At 32.4% G+C, this 16,748-nt stretch carries 18 protein-coding genes; 4 read left to right on the top strand and 14 right to left on the bottom strand.

The annotated features are described in order from the left end of the window. Nucleotides 1-3: 3 nt before the first annotated feature. The 7 genes from ACTU6T_RS11970 to ACTU6T_RS11940 all read right to left on the bottom strand — a co-directional run bounded on the left by ACTU6T_RS11970 (nucleotide 4) and on the right by ACTU6T_RS11940 (nucleotide 7,079). Nucleotides 4-1,167, bottom strand: a complete 1,164-nt coding sequence (locus ACTU6T_RS11970; RefSeq protein WP_460218431.1) for a sigma-54-dependent transcriptional regulator — start codon at nucleotides 1,165-1,167, stop codon at nucleotides 4-6. A 1-nt stretch (nucleotide 1,168) separates the two neighbouring features. Beyond that, the gene (locus tag ACTU6T_RS11965; RefSeq protein ID WP_460218430.1) at nucleotides 1,169-1,990 is read right to left on the bottom strand and encodes a DUF6268 family outer membrane beta-barrel protein; all 822 of its coding nucleotides are present in this window, start codon (nucleotides 1,988-1,990) and stop codon (nucleotides 1,169-1,171) included. Between the two features lie 102 nt (nucleotides 1,991-2,092). Beyond that, nucleotides 2,093-2,971: a mechanosensitive ion channel family protein gene (locus ACTU6T_RS11960; RefSeq protein WP_460218429.1), complete on the bottom strand. Its 879-nt coding sequence runs from the start codon at nucleotides 2,969-2,971 to the stop codon at nucleotides 2,093-2,095. Further along, on the bottom strand, nucleotides 2,971-4,284 hold the full coding sequence (locus ACTU6T_RS11955) for an ABC transporter permease (RefSeq protein WP_460218428.1): 1,314 nt from the start codon (nucleotides 4,282-4,284) through the stop codon (nucleotides 2,971-2,973). The genes ACTU6T_RS11960 and ACTU6T_RS11955 overlap by 1 nt, the downstream gene beginning before the upstream one ends. 1 nt (nucleotide 4,285) lies before the next feature. Further along, nucleotides 4,286-5,212: an ABC transporter ATP-binding protein gene (locus ACTU6T_RS11950; protein ID WP_460218427.1), complete on the bottom strand. Its 927-nt coding sequence runs from the start codon at nucleotides 5,210-5,212 to the stop codon at nucleotides 4,286-4,288. A gap of 195 nt (nucleotides 5,213-5,407) precedes the next feature. After that, nucleotides 5,408-6,532, bottom strand: a complete 1,125-nt coding sequence (dnaJ, locus tag ACTU6T_RS11945) for a molecular chaperone DnaJ (RefSeq protein WP_460218426.1) — start codon at nucleotides 6,530-6,532, stop codon at nucleotides 5,408-5,410. A 7-nt stretch (nucleotides 6,533-6,539) separates the two neighbouring features. Next, the gene (locus ACTU6T_RS11940) at nucleotides 6,540-7,079 is read right to left on the bottom strand and encodes a nucleotide exchange factor GrpE (RefSeq protein WP_460218425.1); all 540 of its coding nucleotides are present in this window, start codon (nucleotides 7,077-7,079) and stop codon (nucleotides 6,540-6,542) included. Nucleotides 7,080-7,238: 159 nt separating this feature from the next. Here ACTU6T_RS11940 and ACTU6T_RS11935 point away from each other — a divergent pair, with 159 nt between their 5' ends. Beyond that, a complete protein-coding gene (locus ACTU6T_RS11935) occupies nucleotides 7,239-7,913 on the top strand; it encodes a YceI family protein (protein ID WP_460218424.1) in 675 nt (224 codons plus the stop codon). A 107-nt stretch (nucleotides 7,914-8,020) separates the two neighbouring features. Here ACTU6T_RS11935 and ACTU6T_RS11930 read toward each other — a convergent pair whose 3' ends face one another. The 6 genes from ACTU6T_RS11930 to ACTU6T_RS11905 all read right to left on the bottom strand — a co-directional run bounded on the left by ACTU6T_RS11930 (nucleotide 8,021) and on the right by ACTU6T_RS11905 (nucleotide 12,710). Beyond that, on the bottom strand, nucleotides 8,021-9,289 hold the full coding sequence (locus ACTU6T_RS11930) for a glycosyltransferase (protein ID WP_460218423.1): 1,269 nt from the start codon (nucleotides 9,287-9,289) through the stop codon (nucleotides 8,021-8,023). After that, the gene (locus ACTU6T_RS11925) at nucleotides 9,289-9,837 is read right to left on the bottom strand and encodes a hypothetical protein (protein ID WP_460218422.1); all 549 of its coding nucleotides are present in this window, start codon (nucleotides 9,835-9,837) and stop codon (nucleotides 9,289-9,291) included. The genes ACTU6T_RS11930 and ACTU6T_RS11925 overlap by 1 nt, the downstream gene beginning before the upstream one ends. A gap of 16 nt (nucleotides 9,838-9,853) precedes the next feature. Next, entirely contained in the window at nucleotides 9,854-10,402 is a 549-nt protein-coding gene (locus ACTU6T_RS11920; RefSeq protein ID WP_460218421.1) for a hypothetical protein, read from the bottom strand. A gap of 143 nt (nucleotides 10,403-10,545) precedes the next feature. Then, a complete protein-coding gene (locus ACTU6T_RS11915) occupies nucleotides 10,546-11,454 on the bottom strand; it encodes a TIGR01777 family oxidoreductase (RefSeq protein ID WP_460218420.1) in 909 nt (302 codons plus the stop codon). Nucleotides 11,455-11,508: 54 nt separating this feature from the next. After that, nucleotides 11,509-12,186 carry a tRNA (5-methylaminomethyl-2-thiouridine)(34)-methyltransferase MnmC2 gene (gene mnmC2, locus ACTU6T_RS11910; RefSeq protein ID WP_460218419.1) on the bottom strand — a complete coding sequence of 226 codons (678 nt, stop codon included), beginning with the start codon at nucleotides 12,184-12,186 and terminating at the stop codon, nucleotides 11,509-11,511. 2 nt (nucleotides 12,187-12,188) lie between these two features. Then, nucleotides 12,189-12,710 carry a DUF4920 domain-containing protein gene (locus tag ACTU6T_RS11905; RefSeq protein WP_460218418.1) on the bottom strand — a complete coding sequence of 174 codons (522 nt, stop codon included), beginning with the start codon at nucleotides 12,708-12,710 and terminating at the stop codon, nucleotides 12,189-12,191. Nucleotides 12,711-12,813: 103 nt separating this feature from the next. Here ACTU6T_RS11905 and ACTU6T_RS11900 point away from each other — a divergent pair, with 103 nt between their 5' ends. After that, nucleotides 12,814-13,887, top strand: a complete 1,074-nt coding sequence (locus ACTU6T_RS11900) for a branched-chain amino acid aminotransferase (RefSeq protein WP_460218417.1) — start codon at nucleotides 12,814-12,816, stop codon at nucleotides 13,885-13,887. A 37-nt stretch (nucleotides 13,888-13,924) separates the two neighbouring features. Here ACTU6T_RS11900 and ACTU6T_RS11895 read toward each other — a convergent pair whose 3' ends face one another. Continuing rightward, a complete protein-coding gene (locus tag ACTU6T_RS11895) occupies nucleotides 13,925-14,311 on the bottom strand; it encodes a pyrophosphohydrolase domain-containing protein (protein WP_460218416.1) in 387 nt (128 codons plus the stop codon). 497 nt (nucleotides 14,312-14,808) lie between these two features. Here ACTU6T_RS11895 and ACTU6T_RS11890 point away from each other — a divergent pair, with 497 nt between their 5' ends. Then, nucleotides 14,809-15,990 (top strand): CHASE2 domain-containing protein, encoded by a 1,182-nt coding sequence (locus ACTU6T_RS11890; protein WP_460218415.1) that lies wholly within the window; start codon nucleotides 14,809-14,811, stop codon nucleotides 15,988-15,990. Then, a complete protein-coding gene (locus tag ACTU6T_RS11885; RefSeq protein WP_460218414.1) occupies nucleotides 15,963-16,748 on the top strand; it encodes a hypothetical protein in 786 nt (261 codons plus the stop codon). The genes ACTU6T_RS11890 and ACTU6T_RS11885 overlap by 28 nt, the downstream gene beginning before the upstream one ends.

Genomic DNA, 16,748 nt, shown 5'->3' with positions numbered 1-16,748 from the left:
ACCTTATTTAGATGCAAACAATTTCACATCATTTTCACTCACTTCTTTTTCCCCCAAGATAATTAAACGTTCAACAACATTTCGCAATTCACGAATATTACCTGTCCAATCATACTCTTGGAGTAATTTTATGGCTTTATTAGAAAACTCTTTTTTAGCCGTTCCTTGTTCTTCGGAAATTTTAGCAGAAAAATGATTTACTAATAACGGAATGTCTTCACGTCTATCATTTAAAGCAGGCACTTTAATTAAAATTACTGCCAACCTATGATATAAATCTTCTCTAAAACGACCTTCAGAAATTTCAGTTTTCAAATCTTTATTTGTGGCTGCAACCACACGAACATCAACTTTGATATCCTTATCATTTCCTACACGTTGTATTTTATTTTCTTGTAACGCTCGCAATACTTTAGCTTGAGCAGACAAACTCATGTCTCCAATTTCATCTAAGAAAATTGTACCTCCATTAGCTGCTTCAAACTTTCCTGCTCTGTCTTTTACTGCGCTAGTAAATGCACCTTTAACATGACCAAATAACTCACTTTCAATCAATTCTGCGGGTATTGCCGCACAATTCACTTCAATTAACGGACCTTTAGAACGTCCACTTTTTTGATGAAGCCAATGCGCCACCAATTCTTTACCAGTTCCATTTGGACCAGTAATCAACACTCTTGCATCAGTAGCAGAGACCTTTTCAATCATGTCTTTAATATGAGAAATGGCTTTGCTCTCACCAATCATCTCATATTTTTTACTCACTTTCTTTTTGAGCATTTTATTCTCAACAACCAATTCTTTTCGATCTAGAGCAATTCTAACAGTATTGAGCAGTCGGTTTAAATCTGGTGGTTTCGAGATATAATCAAAAGCACCAAGACGCATAGTATTCACAGCAGTATCTAAATCTCCGTGACCCGAAATCATAACCATAGGTGTTTCTGGCTTGACTTTTTTTACCGCTTCAAGAACTTCTACACCATCCATTTTAGGCATCTTAATATCACACAATACTAAATCAAAATCTTCCTTTTTTATTTTTTCAATACCAACAAGACCATCTTCAGCTTCATCGACCTCGTAAGTATCACTTTCTTCTGAAAGAATTTTCACCAATACTCTTCTAATTGCTGCTTCGTCTTCAATTACTAAAATTTTTGCCATATTATATTTTAAATTTTATTCCGGTTCTTAAATAAAATGCATTTACGTCATCTAATTTAAAAACTTCATCTCTATTATCATCACGTAATACATTATTTAATCTAAATGTATATCCAGTATATGCATATGCCACAAGGTGTTTGGTTAAAAAATACTCATAGCCAATTCCTGCTACTGCCAATGATAACGAGATATTATCTACCTGTTTATTATTTATAATGAGTGGTCTTTGCAAATTTGCAAAATATCCATCTAAACTTATAAAAGTTTGCGCCATGCTCTTTTCTGTAAAGAAATATTTCAAATTAGATTTGGGAACACCTGCTGAAAATGACCATTTCTCATTTACACGTCTGTAGTAACTTACAAACGGTAAAGGAAAAGGGATTCCTGTTGTGGTGTTATAGGTTAAGCCCAAAACCAATCGATATGGTCGTTCTAAATTTTTGTCTTTAGTCTTATCGTTAATCGCAAAAACACCTCCATTTAAAAATACGTCTTCAAATGTAATCTTTTCAATCAAAGTTGATGCCACTCTCGGATTAGCCTTTAATCCAAGTCGCCAATACTCACTAGTTTTAAAGGTATAACCTATATTTAAATCTATCACATTAATGGTTTCTAAAAGTGATGTATCAAATGGATAATCATCTTCTAGGTTAAGAATAATTCTGTTATACTCAGCTCCTATCACTAAGTAACAATCTTCTTTAGTTTTAATTGGGTAATTAACTAGAGCTCTTATGCGTGTGTATTGATCTTCAGAATTACTTTTAGGAATAAAAGAATATTCTAATCGTGCGAGATCTGTAAGTTGCGCCATCACTGTCTGAGAAAAGCAACAACAGACTATCACCAAAAAAAATTTAAACGCCTTTCTAATCATAAATACATTCAAAACATTTTAAACTAAAACTAGTGCTAATTATTGTGATTTCTCAATAATATGAATATCTCTTTGTGGAAATGGAATTGAAACATTGTGCTCCCTGAATAGTTTATCAATTTCAAAACGAATATCACTCTTAGGAAATTGCGCTTTAAAACTATCTCCAATACTGAAAATTAATTTAAAATCTAATGAACTATCTCCAAAATCATTAAACACAACCACAGGTTCTGGTGAACTAATTATATCAGGATGATTACTTGCAGCTTGAAGTAATAATCGTTTTACTAGTTCAACATCACTACCATATGCAACTCCCACAGAAATACTCTCCCTAGTCAATGTTCCGTTTTGAGTCCAATTATATAAGCTATTGGTTAAATACAAATGATTTGGAATAACCAATACTTTGTTGTCAATAGTTACCGCTCTTGTCGTTCTTAATTTAATTTCTTCAACACGACCAACCTTACCTTCAATCTCAATAATATCTCCAACATGAACAGATTGATCAATTAGAATAAACACTCCCGAAATAATATCTTGAAATAAGGTTTGCAAAGCGAGTCCTACACCTATTAATAAAGCTGCAGATGCGGCGAATATTGCAGTAACATTAACACCAACACTATGCAAAGTAATTAGCAAAATCACTAAATAAATTAACCATCTAAAATAGCCAAATATTACATTAAACTTACCTTTGTCCTCTAGTGGTAAATTTCTAGTTAATATTTTTAGGGCCAATCTCAGCAAAAGGGTTGTTATAAAAATAACAGTAATGACAACAATAATATCTAAGATAGAAATGCTTATTTTATCGCCAATATCTATATGCTCACCGAGAAAGATTTTAGTTTTTTCCCATGTTGAGTTTTCAATTATTTTATTTTCTGATTTAGCTAAATCCTGCATTAATATTTAATCCATTTATATAGTTCTTTGTAGCTTGGTTTTTTACCATACATCAAAATACCAACGCGATAAATTTTAGCTGCGAACCAAACTGTGAATACAAATGTGCTAGCAAGAATTACAAATGACAATACTTGTTGCCATATAGGAACTCCAAACGGAATTCGCATGAGCATCACAACTGGAGATGTAAACGGAATAAACGAAAACACAGTAGAAACGGTTCCATGAGGATCATCAATAACTGTAAATATCCCAACATAAACTGCCAAAATTAAAGGCATTATTATCGGCAACATAAACTGCTGAGTATCTGTTTCGTTATCTACAGCTGCTCCAACTGCTGCATATAATGAACTATATAATAAGTAACCTCCAATAAAGAAAAACATGAAAGCAGTAATTAGATTCAACAAAGGCAAGTTAAAGAAGGACTGTATTGCGATTTCCACCTCATTGGCTACATCAGGGTTTTGCATTGCCTGATTCATCATATCTTGTTGTGGCGTGGACATTTCGGTCATGCTAATCCCAAAGATAGTTGAAAGAACTAATGTTAAAATACTACCTAATAGAACCCAAATAGCAAATTGAGTAATTCCAGCTAATGAAGTACCTATTATCTTACCAAGCATTAACTGTACTGGTTTAACTGAGGAAATGATAATTTCAATAATTCTACTTGTCTTTTCTTCTATAACACTACGCATAATCATATTACCGTAAATGATTATAAACATGAATAACATATATCCAGCTGCTCCTCCAAATATGAGTTTTAAATAATTATCAATCTTAGAGGTTTGTTCACCAGTATAAGTTTCTTGAGTTATAGTGATATTGGCTTGAGCTGCTTTAATTTTATCAATATCTACTTGTTCATTTCTAAGATTAGTATCGGTTAGTTTCTTTTCAATTTTATTCTCCAAGCTAGACATTATACTCAAAGATGGTGATTCTTCAGAGAAAAACTTAATATTAGACACAACACTTGAGGTATCTGCAGCTTTTTGAATATACAGCAATCCATAATCTTCTTTAGCTTTAACTAATTCCTTGGCGGTCTCGAGGCTTGTATCAGTTAATTTAGAATACTTAACAAACTCTTTGTCAACAAAAATATCATTAAATACTCCTGTTTCGTCTAATATAGAAATCGTTTTAACCTTATCATTATTAAGTTGTGACAAATAAGCAACTAAAGCTATAAGAGCAACCATAATTAACGGACTCACAAAGGTCATTATGATAAACGATTTGTTTTTAACCTTCGTTAAATATTCTCGTTTTATAATAAGTGGCAAATGGTTCATCTTAATTATTTTTTACAGTTTGAATAAAAATATCATTGGCACTAGGTATAACTTCTACAAAGTGGTGAACTTCAGCTTTTGAGGTTAAAAACTTTAAAAGATCATTAGAATTATCTTGCGCATTTAATTTGATATTAAGTTTAACATCATCATTCAAGTTTTTAAATGTTGCTGGCATCACCTGAAATTTTTCTTTGATAGCACTAGTTACAGCATCAACATTAGATGTTTGCAAACCAACTTCAAAAGTGTTCGTTTTATACTGACGTTTGATATCGGTCAACTTTCCATCTAACACTTTATTCGATTTGTGAATTAGTGCAATATGATCACATAATTCTTCAACAGATTCCATACGATGAGTAGAAAAAATCACAGTAGCTCCTTCGTCTCTTAATTGAAGTATTTCATCTTTAATTAAATTGGCATTTATAGGATCAAACCCAGAGAAAGGTTCATCAAAGATTAATAGTTTAGGTTGATGTAAAACTGTAACAATAAACTGAATTTTTTGAGCCTGTCCTTTACTTAACTCTTGAATTTTTTTATTCCACCAATCCCCAATCTCTAATTTTTCAAACCAATATTTTAAGCGTTTTTTTGCTTCTTGTTTAGTCAATCCTTTGAGCTGTGCTAAGTACAATGCCTGTTCTCCAACTTTCATCGATTTATAAAGCCCTCTTTCTTCTGGCAGATAGCCTATGTTTTGAATGTGCTCAGGCTTCAATGCTTCACCATCTAATAGCACGTGACCATTATCTGGCATTGTGATTTGATTGATAATTCTAATAAGGGTAGTTTTACCAGCGCCATTTGGACCTAATAATCCAAAAATACTACCTTTAGGTACAGAAATAGAGACATTGTTGAGTGCTCTAAAATCACCAAAATTTTTAGAAACCGAATCGGCTACCAATAAGTTACTCATGAAATTTGTTTTAGTGTAAACAATAGTGGGTAAAGATATTAAATATTAAAAGAAGAAAAGGCATTTCTTTAAAAAACAAAACCCACCCTTAAAGCTAATTAAGGATGGGAAAAAATTGCTATGAAAAAGAAAAATTACCACTAATTGAGATTAGTGATAATTCAAATATAGTGTTTTTTATTAAAATTGGGTATGTTATGAAAACATATCTTTAACTTTTTCAAAAAACGACTTATCAGAGCTCTCAGGCTTTGGGTCGAAGTGCTCGTCGTTCCTCATATTCTCAAAGAACTGTTTTTGTTCTTTATTAAGTGTTTTTGGTGTCCAAACATTTACATGAACCAGTAAATCTCCAGTACCATAACCATTAATACTTGGAATTCCTTTACCACGTAAGCGCAAAATTTTACCCGATTGCACACCAGCTTCAACCTTAATTCTCACTTTGCCAGTAACCGTATCAATTTCCTTTGATGTTCCTAAAACAGCATCTGGTAAACTTACATATAAATCATAGTGCAGGTTATCACCTTCTCGTTTTAATGTGTCGTGTTCTTTCTCTTCTATAACAACTAATAAATCACCAGAAATTCCATTCCCTGGAGCTTCATTTCCTTTACCAGTTACTTTGAGCTGCATTCCATCTACAACGCCTGCAGGAATTTTAACTGAAACCGTTTCTTCCTGAACTTTTAATCCTTGAGCATCGGCATCAGATGGTTTTTTATCAATACTTTGACCAGCTCCGTTACATGTTGGACACGCTGATGCAGTTTGCATACGACCAAGAATTGTGTTGGTCACTCGAGTTACTTGTCCAGAACCATTACAAGTCCCACATGTTTTATATGTAGTACCAGGAGCTTGAATTTTTCGCTTTACTTTAATTTTCTTTTCAACACCATTAGCAACTTCTTCTAGAGTCAACGCCACTCTTATTCTAAGATTACTCCCTTTAACGCGTCTTTGACCTCCGCCAAAACCGCCACCAAAGCCAGAGAAACCTCCTCCTCCAAATGCACCTCCGAAAATATCCCCAAACTGGCTAAATATGTCATCCATATTCATACCTCCACCACCAAAACCACCAGCACCATCAAAGGCTTGGTGACCGAACTGATCATATCGTGCTTTCTTATCAGCATTACTTAATACTTCATATGCTTCGGCAGCTTCTTTAAATTTAGCTTCTGCGTCTTTATCATCAGGGTTTTTATCTGGATGAAATTTTAAAGCCTTCTTACGATATGCCTTTTTAATTTCTGCAGCAGACGCATTTTTTTCAACACCTAATACTTCGTAATAATCTCTTTTAGCCATGCTTAATTTATTGTCCGATTACAACTTTAGGGAAACGAATAACTTTGTCTCCAAGTTTATACCCTTTTTCAATTACATCTATAATTTTTCCTTTCAAATCATCACTTGGTGCAGGAATTTGAGTAATCGCTTCATGATCGTCAGCATTAAAAGTATCTCCTTGGTTAATCTCAATCTTTGACAATCCCTTCTTTTCTAAAGTTGATAATAATTTATTGTAGATAAGTAACACTCCTTTTCTTAATTCTTCGGCTTCTTTATCCTCTTCAATGTGTAATAGCGCGCGTTCAAAATCATCTAACACTGGCAATAGTGAAAGCATAACCTCTTCACTAGCAGTTTTAAACAAATCTATACGCTCTTTATTTGTGCGCTTTTTATAGTTTTCAAATTCAGCAAATAATCGCATGAATTTATCTTTCTCTTTCGCTAAATCCTCCTTAAGTTGTTCTTCAACAGTCAACTCTTCTGCTTGAGGTGTTTCTTCATTTTCCATTACACCCTCTTGAACTTCTTCTATAGTTTGATCTTTATCTTTTTTACTCATGTTATAGGTTTATTAAATAAATCTTCGATTTAAGATGGCAAAAGTACTGCCATTATTATAAAAATGTCAAAATGTCACCAAATTATTTTCACATCAATTGACATATTTTTTCACATTATGTACTTTTGTTAAAACATAAACATTAATAAAACATAAACTATGAAAACAATATTTTTGAAATTCTCGATGATTTTAGCCTTAGCAATTACTTTTACAAGCTGCAAAGACAAAGCTGCTGAAGCAAATACTAGTGATGCTGAAGCTGCTGCAGTAAGCGAAAGCACATCCCAAAAATATACAGTAAATGTTTCGGATTCATCAATTGAATGGAAAGGATTTAAACCAACAGGAACACATGCTGGAACCATAAATTTAGATAATGGTGTTTTTAAAACTGATGATGGAAAACTACAAAGTGGTACTTTTTTAATAGATATGACATCTATTAATGTAACTGATTTAGAAGCTGGAGATGGAAAAGAAGACTTAGAAGCACACTTAAAAGGCACAGTTGAAGGTAAGGAAGATCACTTTTTTGACGTTGCTAAGTTTCCAACTGCTGGTTTTGAAATTACTGGAACCGAATCTATTGCAGCTGGCAAAACAAGACTTTCTGGCAATTTAACCATAAAAGGACAAAAACATAATATCTCATTTCCGGTAACGATTTCTAATGAAGGTGATATGATGACTATTGAAAGTGAACCATTTACTATTGATAGAACAACTTGGGGTGTTAATTATGGATCAAAATCTGTATTTGAGGGTCTAGGAGATAAATTTATCAATGATGATATGGAAATTAAAATTACTATAAAAGCAAAAAAGTCTTAAGTAGACTTTCTTAATAAAAGAAAAAAAGCCCTGTCAATATTGTCAGGGTTTTTCTTTTTTTCAGTTGTGTGTCCATTATTATCACATAACAAACTTTAAGTCTCAGTTCAAACCAAAACAGATTCTTGACTCGCTTTTAGTTGTTTTGCTTTTTGAAATATTAGATCCCAAGAATTGGCTATTTTATTCCAATCATAACTTCCAGAATTTGATACATTGAATGCTTTTTGTGACATTGATAACAAGTAAGTTTTATCTTCATACAGGGTATTTAATGCATTTGTTAATGCAAGAGGTTTTATCTCTCCCATAGTAAAAGGATTATTGTGAAGGACCTTCCATTTTTTTACCTCAAGTAATTCGGCATTTTCTTTCCATAATTCTTTACAAGCTGTATGGTTAGGAACAATTTGAGCAGCTCCTGTAGCACCATGTTCAAAGGCAATCATTCCCCAACCTTCACCCAAAGAAGTATTTACACCAACATCGCAAGCATTATATAAAAGGTTCAATTCCTTATTTGAGACGTAATGTTCCCCCAAGGGGTTTAAAATTATTTGTTTAGAAACACCTGAAGACTTGATTTCATGTCTTAGTTGATCCAGTAAAAATTCAGGTGTATTTGGAACATGAAAACACAAATACACATCAGATTTATGCTTTGCAAACTCCGCAAAGCCTTTGATTGTTAAGTGCAATGCTTTTCGCTCTGAAATACGATTAGCATTAAGTACAATGAAGCTGTCATCTAAATTTTTAATAGATGGAAAAATTTTCGATTTAATAGCAGTTCGGTTTAACAATTGATTTACCTGTTCTCTTTGCTCCAATGGATAAAAATCTTCAAGATCAGTACCATGTGGAATAATATGACAACGTGGTTGCTGCATTTCTTTATTCAGTTTAGAAAATGCATTTATAGTTTGATTTAAAGAAAACTCAGTGTAGCAAACCAATTCATCTAAGAATACAACATCTCGTACATCTTCTGGATTATCTATTTTTCCATCTAATGGAATATATGCCACAGCAATTGGCTTAGGATTTAATGTTCTTATGACGCGTTCATAATTTTTGAACATCCAAAAATCATTTAAAATGAAAACAAAATCTGCCATAATTTCTTTGACTAAAGCCTCCATTTGATAGGCAGCATAGAGATCACCTCCTTCAATATTAGTTGGATACATGGTATAGCCATCGATTTCTGTAACTGCCCCCTTATATGCTATCGCTAACCAATGTATCTCATAATTAGCTTGAAGTCTGGAGAACAAAGAAGTGAGTACTCTTGTAAAACCAGAACCCGGCACATATAAGCCAATAGCTACAATTTTTTGCTTTTCATTAATAGTATCTTTTTGAATAATTGTCATTATGCTAGACCTATTGGAGAGTAGTATGTTGTTCCGCCTATATCAATCGGCATTAATTTTAAAGTAATAATTTGCCTCGGATCAACCAATTCTGAAAACTCAAACGTATTAGCATCTTTGGGTCCAAATACATCTACAATAGTATACGAAACTGAAGACCAAGACCCACAATTTAAAGCTTCAGCTGCTTGTTCTACACGTGTCAATTCCATTCCTGCACCTTCAGCTCTTAACCATTTATATAATGATCCTGTTGGCAAATTTGGTGTGCTCATTAACTGAGTTGATAACACATAAAAGTAATTGGTATCATTTTGATATTTTGCCACTTGACTTGGAAGTGCACTATTATCTGTGAATTCAATATTCTCAGCAATTTTTAGAGTTCGTCTATCAAAAATTACCATCCAATAGGTATTTGATGTTGGCGGATAATTGGTTTGCACATGCTGATAGTTAGCTGCGCCTTTTTCGCTTATTGCGATTTCATTACTTGTACGTTCATTTCTAATTGAACTAATAGTTAATGCGATGCTTGAATTTGACATAATATATATTTTTAAGTTAACGAATTTTAATTGGCATGTATGATGTAGTTCCTCCTATTTGAATTGGCATAAGTTGTAGTGCTGTAACCAAACGGTTATTTTCAAAATTATAAAACTCCAAACTTGAACTAACTTTGGGACCAAATATGTTCACAAAAGTGTAAGAAAAGAGCCTATACGCTGCACAGTTAAGGGCATAAAACTCTTGTTCAATAGTTTTCAAACCTACTCCAGCTCCTTCAGAAATTAGCCAATCATATAAATGACTAGTCGGAACCCTATTAGATGCCATAATTTGAGTTGTAAATACATAAAAATAATCACTATTATTAAGATAAGAACTCACTTGTGTAGGCACAGAAGTGTTATCAGAAAACATAAAGTTTTCGGCTACTTTTAAGGTTTGTCTTTCAAAAATCACCATCCAATATTGTTCTTGTTTAGCGTTAGGTACAGGTACGCTTAAGTAATTAGAATCTTTTTGCAAACCAATCGTTATAAATGATGGTGCATTGACATTTGTTGGTGATACGATGGTCAAAGGAATATTTGGTAAGCTATTCATAATTAAACTTTTTAGAATAAATAAGTGGTTATCATTATTCAACAAAGTTGTTATAAATAAGAAGGCAAATTAAGCGTACAATTCCGCTTAATAAAAATCAGGTAAAATTACGTGGTCGTGATAAGACTTAAAAACAACAGTTATTAACTAAAAATTTCCAAAAGAGCCGGTTCCAAATGATGGTATTTAAAGTCAAAACCTTCGTGTTCAATTTTTGAAGCACTTACACGCTGGCTTTCAAATAATAAAATATGCATCTCACCAAGAACAAGTTTCATAGCGAGCTTGGGAATATTTGGTAAAATTAGCGGCTTATGAAGTACTTTAGCCACTGCTTTCGTTAATTCTAAATTTGTTACGGGGTTTGGAGATACACCATTATAAACACCTTCAAGCTGATGTTCAACTGTGTAAATAAAAAGATGTACCAAATCTTCAATATGAATCCAAGATTGCCATTGATTACCACTTCCAAAAGCTGCTCCTGCTCCAAAGCGAATAGGTTTCGCTATTTCTGGCAAAGCACCACCATTCTTAGACAATACCAAACCAATTCTAATCTTAGCAACTTTGATATTTAAGGCAGAAAAATCATCTATTGCTGCTTCCCATTTTTTTACGACATCTCCCAAAAAAGAGTTAGAAGTTTCGGGTTCATCCTCATCATAATAATTAATCAAAGAATCGGGATAAATACCGATAGCGCTAGCAGAAACAATATACTTTATAGGAAGATTATGCGCCTTAATGGTATTATGTAATAATTGAGCAGTTTTTGTTCTACTGGTAATAATCTCTTTCTTATACGTATCTGTCCACCGATTAGAAATTGTAGCACCAACTAAATTAACAATAGTATCTACACCATCAAAACACTTAACATCAATCTCACTTTTATTCGGATTCCAATAAAACCCTTTATGATTTTTATGAGAAGATTGTTTATTTTTAGATGTTGTGAGATAATGAACAATATAATTTTGGTCATGACAAACCTTAACAATTTCTTGTCCTATTAAACCTGTAGCTCCTGTTAGTAATATCTTACGCATAGCACTACAAATTTACTGAAATACAAAATCAAGCTAACGCACTTTAGTAAGGGTTTAACGTTTAACAGCTCTTAGCATGTGACGTTTCCCTGGAGGGCCTTGCAGTTTTTCTACCACAAACCCTAAAGATTGTAGTGTTCGTCTTACATGCCCTATGGCAGCATATGTTGTGAGGACGCCATTAGGTTTTAAGGCATTATACATACTTTTGAATATAGACTCTGTCCAAAGTTCGGGTTGTACTCTAGCTCCAAAAGCATCATAATAAATAAGATCGTATTGATGCTCTTCAGAAATGTCTTTAAAAAACTTCTGCTGTTTGGTGATTTTAAATGTATCAGATATATGATGCAAAGTTTCCCAAGAACACTTATGAAGATTTAGAAATTCTTTGGGGTCAATATCTAATTCTGAAGCATAATTAAGCTGATTTAACTCTTCAGAAGACACAGGAAACGCCTCTACTCCAACATAATTAATTTGTTGCTTAAGTCTTTTGGCCTTCAAAAAGGTTAGTAACGCATTAAGTCCTGTTCCAAAACCGATTTCTAAAATAGAGATCTCCTCATTTGGGTTCAATTCATTTTCAGAAATAAAAAAAAGCAATCCATGCTTAATATAAACATGATTTGCTTCTTGTATAGCACCATGTACAGAGTGATATTGCTCGTTCCATTCTTCAATTTGAATAGTCTTAGAGCCGTCTGCCGTGGTAATTATTTTACGTTGCAATCTTATTTAGATTTCAATAAAACACCATCTGCCAAAAATGAATATGTTTTTTTAGGCTCAGTAATTTTGGCAATCTCTTCTGGAGTTGCTCCTCCATCTTCTGCATAATGACGTTGCTCATCAACTGGAACTTCATTTACAAAAGCTTTCCCATTTATAACAACTTCTTTTCCTGAGATATCTTTAGGCATAAAAAATCCATAATCTTTAAATTTCACCATAACCTGTTCTCCATTAGGCAAATCTAATTTCATCCAACAGCCTTTAGCTTGACATACCTCATCTACTTTTGCAATCATTTTAGCATCAATAGAATCGCCGACTGTCATATTTTCATAATGTACAGCCATACGTTTAGCAGTTAGAGCGTCATTTGCTGAAATTTCTTTTCCAAAAGAGGCATAATCAATCTCTTGTGCTTGAGATTCAACTTCTGTAGTAGCAGAAACTTCAATATTCTTCTTTTCTTCTTTACATGACACTAGTACTAAAACTGTCAGTAAAATTGATACAATATGTTTCATTTTGTTATAACTTTTAAGTTAACAAAGTTATGTATTTTTTTACAAAATATTATGCTTTAACCCAGTAGAAATGACTAATTTTGTAGAACAAAACAACACAATAATGTCAAGTATATATACAAGTAATTTACACATAGAAAAAGCTTCTTCCTCAAAATTAGAAGGGGTGAATTTTGATAACTTAACATTTGGGACCACCTTTACAGATCATATGTTTATATGTGATTATATAAATGGCGCATGGCAACAACCAAAGATAATGCCTTATCAAGCAATGCCAATGGAACCTTCAGCTCGCGTATTTCATTATGGTCAAGCTGTTTTTGAAGGCATGAAAGCTTATAAAGATGATAATGGCGAGGTATTTTTATTCAGACCTGAAGAAAACTTCAATCGAATTAATAAATCTTCGGCACGTTTAGCTATGCCTGAATTCCCTAAGGACTATTTTTTCGAAGGTTTAGAAACGCTTTTGAATCTTGATAAAGATTGGATACAATCTGGTGTAGGTAATTCTTTATACGTTAGACCATTTGCTATTGCAATAGACCCTGTAATTGCTGCTGCCCCTGGTAAAGAGTATCGTTTTATGATTATTTGTGCACCCGTAAAAGCTTATTACAGTGGAACAGTTAAAGTATTAATCGCTGAACAATTTAGTCGTTCTGCAAATGGAGGAGTTGGATATGCAAAAGCAGCTGGTAATTATGCTGCACAATTTTACCCAACTAATTTAGCCCAGCAAAAAGGCTATCAGCAAGTTATTTGGACAGATGCTGATACACATACATTTTTAGAAGAGGCAGGAACTATGAATGTGTTTTTTAGAATAAATGACACACTCATTACTGCTCCAACAAGTGATAGAATACTTGATGGTGTGACTCGTAAGAGTTTAATTCAGTTAGCGGAGGATTATGATATTCCTTGTGAAGTAAGACCAATTACAGTTCATGAAATTGTAGAAGCCTCTAAGAATGGAAGTTTGAAAGAGATTTTTGGAGCGGGAACTGCTGCAGTAATTAGCCCAATTGAAGGTTTCGAATATCAGGACACCTATTATGATTTACCTGTTATTGGAGCTGAATCTTATTCGACAATATTAAAACAAAAAATGCTTAATATCCAACATAATATAGCAGATGATATGCATAATTGGAGATACCCAATAAAGTAATCAAAAAATAAAAAAAAGAGCCGTTCGGCTCTTTTTTTTATGATTCTAGTATTTCTTTGATATGTGGCTTAAAATAATTAGGCCCTTTTAATACCTTACCATCTTCTCTATAAATAGGTTCTCCATCTTCTCCAAGTTTGCTCATATTACTACGCTGAATCTCTTCAAAGACTTCTTCAATTTTGTACTGAAGTCCATGTTCAATAATAGTTCCACACAATATATAGAGCATATCTCCTAGAGCGTCTGCTACTTCAACCAAATCATTATCATTAGCAGCTTCAAGATATTCTTCATTTTCTTCGCGCATCAATTTATAGCGCAGCATATTTTTTTCAATACCCAAATCGGCTTTAGGCGTTTCTCTATGTCCAATTTTAAATGCAGTATGAAATGCTTTAACAGCGTTAATCTTATCTTTCATTTTATTCTTATTATAAAAAGAACTAAATCTAGAAATAACACGTAAATATATTGCTAACAGTAAATTAACTATGATTATGAAAAAATTCACAGTTAAATTCTAATTTAGTCCTTAAGGTTTAATTATTTTTGCATAAAAATAGCCATATGTTTAGTAATGGTCAATGGATTTTCGGTATTTTATTTGCATTAGTTTTTGCAGTCATAATTTACTTCGCTTACCGTAGAGATCTTAAATTGCACCGCAAATATTACAGAGGTAGTGTTTGGGTGTTAATTGCATTTATAGCATTTATACTTATGATTGCAACAATCAAGTTTGTATTTGTATAATGATTTTATCCCTTCTGCTCAGAATAACTTCATAATTCAACTGATTTTTTAGTAACTTGACAATATCAATTAAATTGGATTTATTTTTTGATTTATTTGAAGACGCGTATAACATCTTTCAATAGATAGAAATTTACAATTTCAAAATAAGGTCAACACTAAAGTATGGCAAAACTCAAACTTAATTTACTACATCGAGATGCTTTATTATGCACCATTTTCACTTTTATAATTGCAAGCATCTTCTACTTTGCTTTTATAAATTTATCAATTCTTGACCCTTTTGAAAAGGCTTTCAAAGATTTTCAATTTACAGATATTTATTATTCGAACCAGTGGTATAACAAAAAGAGTATCAATAATATTTTACTAGTAAACATTAAGCAGGCAAATAGGTATGAAATAGCTCAAGCTATAGAAAAAGCGGCCTCTAATAATCCTAAAGTTTTGGGTTTAGATATTGTTTTTGAAGATAAAAAAAACAGTAACATAGATGGTTTTTTAAAATCTACGCTAAAAGGGAAATCAAACATCGTCTATTCTTATTACATAAAAGATAGTACAAAAACTTATGTTAGAAATAATTCTTTCTTTGAGATAGACAACAAATCTTCAGGATTTATTCATTTAAATTTACCAAATCAGGATAAAACCATTAGAGATTTTATTGGTGCATACAATGATAAAGACTTTGAAGTTTCATTTGCAACACAAATAGCATTACGGACAAATAAAATAGATTCGGTAAGCTTAATCGAAAAAGTAACAAATAGAATTCCGATTAAATATATTGGAAACCATGATTCTTTTTCCACATTCGATATTGATGCTGTCATTGCTTCTGACTCTATTCCAGCATTTAAAGATGCTATTGTTTTATTTGGTTATCTAGGCCCAACATCTAATGCCAAATATGATATTCAAGATAAACATTACACTCCATTAAATAGTGCTTATGTTGGACGGTCCTCACCTGATATGTATGGATTAGCCATTCATGCAAATATTCTAAACATGCTCATTAATGATTCGTATTTAAAAGTAACACCAAAATTCACTTTATACTTGTTAGCATTTGTATTGTGCTTTTTTGTTACCTATTTAGGCATGAAATTAAAATTGCGAAATGATTTGGTTTTTGATATTGTACAAAAAAGTATACAATTACTAATTACTGTATTGCTATTATATATTGCATTATTGCTTCTTAGGAATAATATTTATACAAATACTACACCTATTTTAATTCTATCGGTTCTTGGATTAGAAATGATTGGCTACTACACTCACCTTATGGCATATCTTAATAAAAAATACAAATGGAAAAGTCCGCTTTTAAATTCTTAGTTTTCTTATTGATTTGTTCTCAACACTTGAATGCTCAAGATAGCCTATGTGTATTTAAGATAAAGGGAGTGGCCTTTAGTAAGATTGATACTTTATACAAACCATTAAAACAAGGGACATATATTTTAAAGCATCACATCATTTCACTTGAAAGCAATACGTCATTAATTGCTATTAATAACAAAGGAAATGCATTTCAGATAAACAGTGTTGGAGATTATGATTTTCTATCTATTTTAAAACATAAAAGTAACATACAACAGGCAAATTTGACCAAAGAATATTTTAAGCTGGTCTGGGATGAAATCACCAATCAAAATTCTAACACAACTATAATTGGTGGTGTTCATCGCGGCGAAACTCGTATGGCATATCCGTTTAGCAATTCAAAGATTGTAGATAACATCATACAATTTAAATGGGAAATTGATAGTATAAATCCGACGTCCTATTTTTTCTTAAGACAAAAAGATTCTCATGAACTTCTACTAAAAATTGCTACAAAAAGTACTAGCATAAGTTTTTATGAAGAAAATAATATTTTTCAATTAGGTATTGAATACGAATGGAGCATTTCAAATGATGAATACCCAGATGTCAATAATCTTCCATTTTATAGCTTCAAAATTATTACGCGAAAAGATTATGAGAAAGAGAAGTTAACATATACATCACTCATAAAAGATCTTAAAACTTTAAAACTAAGTGAAGAAGACATTGACTCTATTTTATGTGAAACTTATAGAATTTGTAAGTAG

Source organism: Psychroserpens citreus (genome assembly GCF_055686305.1).
The sequence above is the reverse complement of the archived record's forward strand: the minus strand, read 5'-3'. Positions and strand labels throughout refer to the sequence as shown.

Excerpts from the sequence above, each read along its gene's own strand:
- ACTU6T_RS11970 (WP_460218431.1), bottom strand. The coding sequence starts at position 1,167 with ATGGCAAAAATTTTAGTAATTGAAGACGAAGCAGCAATTAGAAGAGTA.
- ACTU6T_RS11965 (WP_460218430.1), bottom strand. The coding sequence starts at position 1,990 with ATGGCGCAACTTACAGATCTCGCACGATTAGAATATTCTTTTATTCCT.
- ACTU6T_RS11960 (WP_460218429.1), bottom strand. The coding sequence starts at position 2,971 with ATGCAGGATTTAGCTAAATCAGAAAATAAAATAATTGAAAACTCAACA.
- ACTU6T_RS11955 (WP_460218428.1), bottom strand. The coding sequence starts at position 4,284 with ATGAACCATTTGCCACTTATTATAAAACGAGAATATTTAACGAAGGTT.
- ACTU6T_RS11950 (WP_460218427.1), bottom strand. The coding sequence starts at position 5,212 with ATGAGTAACTTATTGGTAGCCGATTCGGTTTCTAAAAATTTTGGTGAT.
- dnaJ (WP_460218426.1), bottom strand. The coding sequence starts at position 6,532 with ATGGCTAAAAGAGATTATTACGAAGTATTAGGTGTTGAAAAAAATGCG.
- ACTU6T_RS11940 (WP_460218425.1), bottom strand. The coding sequence starts at position 7,079 with ATGAGTAAAAAAGATAAAGATCAAACTATAGAAGAAGTTCAAGAGGGT.
- ACTU6T_RS11935 (WP_460218424.1), top strand. The coding sequence starts at position 7,239 with ATGAAAACAATATTTTTGAAATTCTCGATGATTTTAGCCTTAGCAATT.
- ACTU6T_RS11930 (WP_460218423.1), bottom strand. The coding sequence starts at position 9,289 with ATGACAATTATTCAAAAAGATACTATTAATGAAAAGCAAAAAATTGTA.
- ACTU6T_RS11925 (WP_460218422.1), bottom strand. The coding sequence starts at position 9,837 with ATGTCAAATTCAAGCATCGCATTAACTATTAGTTCAATTAGAAATGAA.
- ACTU6T_RS11920 (WP_460218421.1), bottom strand. The coding sequence starts at position 10,402 with ATGAATAGCTTACCAAATATTCCTTTGACCATCGTATCACCAACAAAT.
- ACTU6T_RS11915 (WP_460218420.1), bottom strand. The coding sequence starts at position 11,454 with ATGCGTAAGATATTACTAACAGGAGCTACAGGTTTAATAGGACAAGAA.
- ACTU6T_RS11905 (WP_460218418.1), bottom strand. The coding sequence starts at position 12,710 with ATGAAACATATTGTATCAATTTTACTGACAGTTTTAGTACTAGTGTCA.
- ACTU6T_RS11900 (WP_460218417.1), top strand. The coding sequence starts at position 12,814 with ATGTCAAGTATATATACAAGTAATTTACACATAGAAAAAGCTTCTTCC.
- ACTU6T_RS11895 (WP_460218416.1), bottom strand. The coding sequence starts at position 14,311 with ATGAAAGATAAGATTAACGCTGTTAAAGCATTTCATACTGCATTTAAA.
- ACTU6T_RS11890 (WP_460218415.1), top strand. The coding sequence starts at position 14,809 with ATGGCAAAACTCAAACTTAATTTACTACATCGAGATGCTTTATTATGC.
- ACTU6T_RS11885 (WP_460218414.1), top strand. The coding sequence starts at position 15,963 with ATGGAAAAGTCCGCTTTTAAATTCTTAGTTTTCTTATTGATTTGTTCT.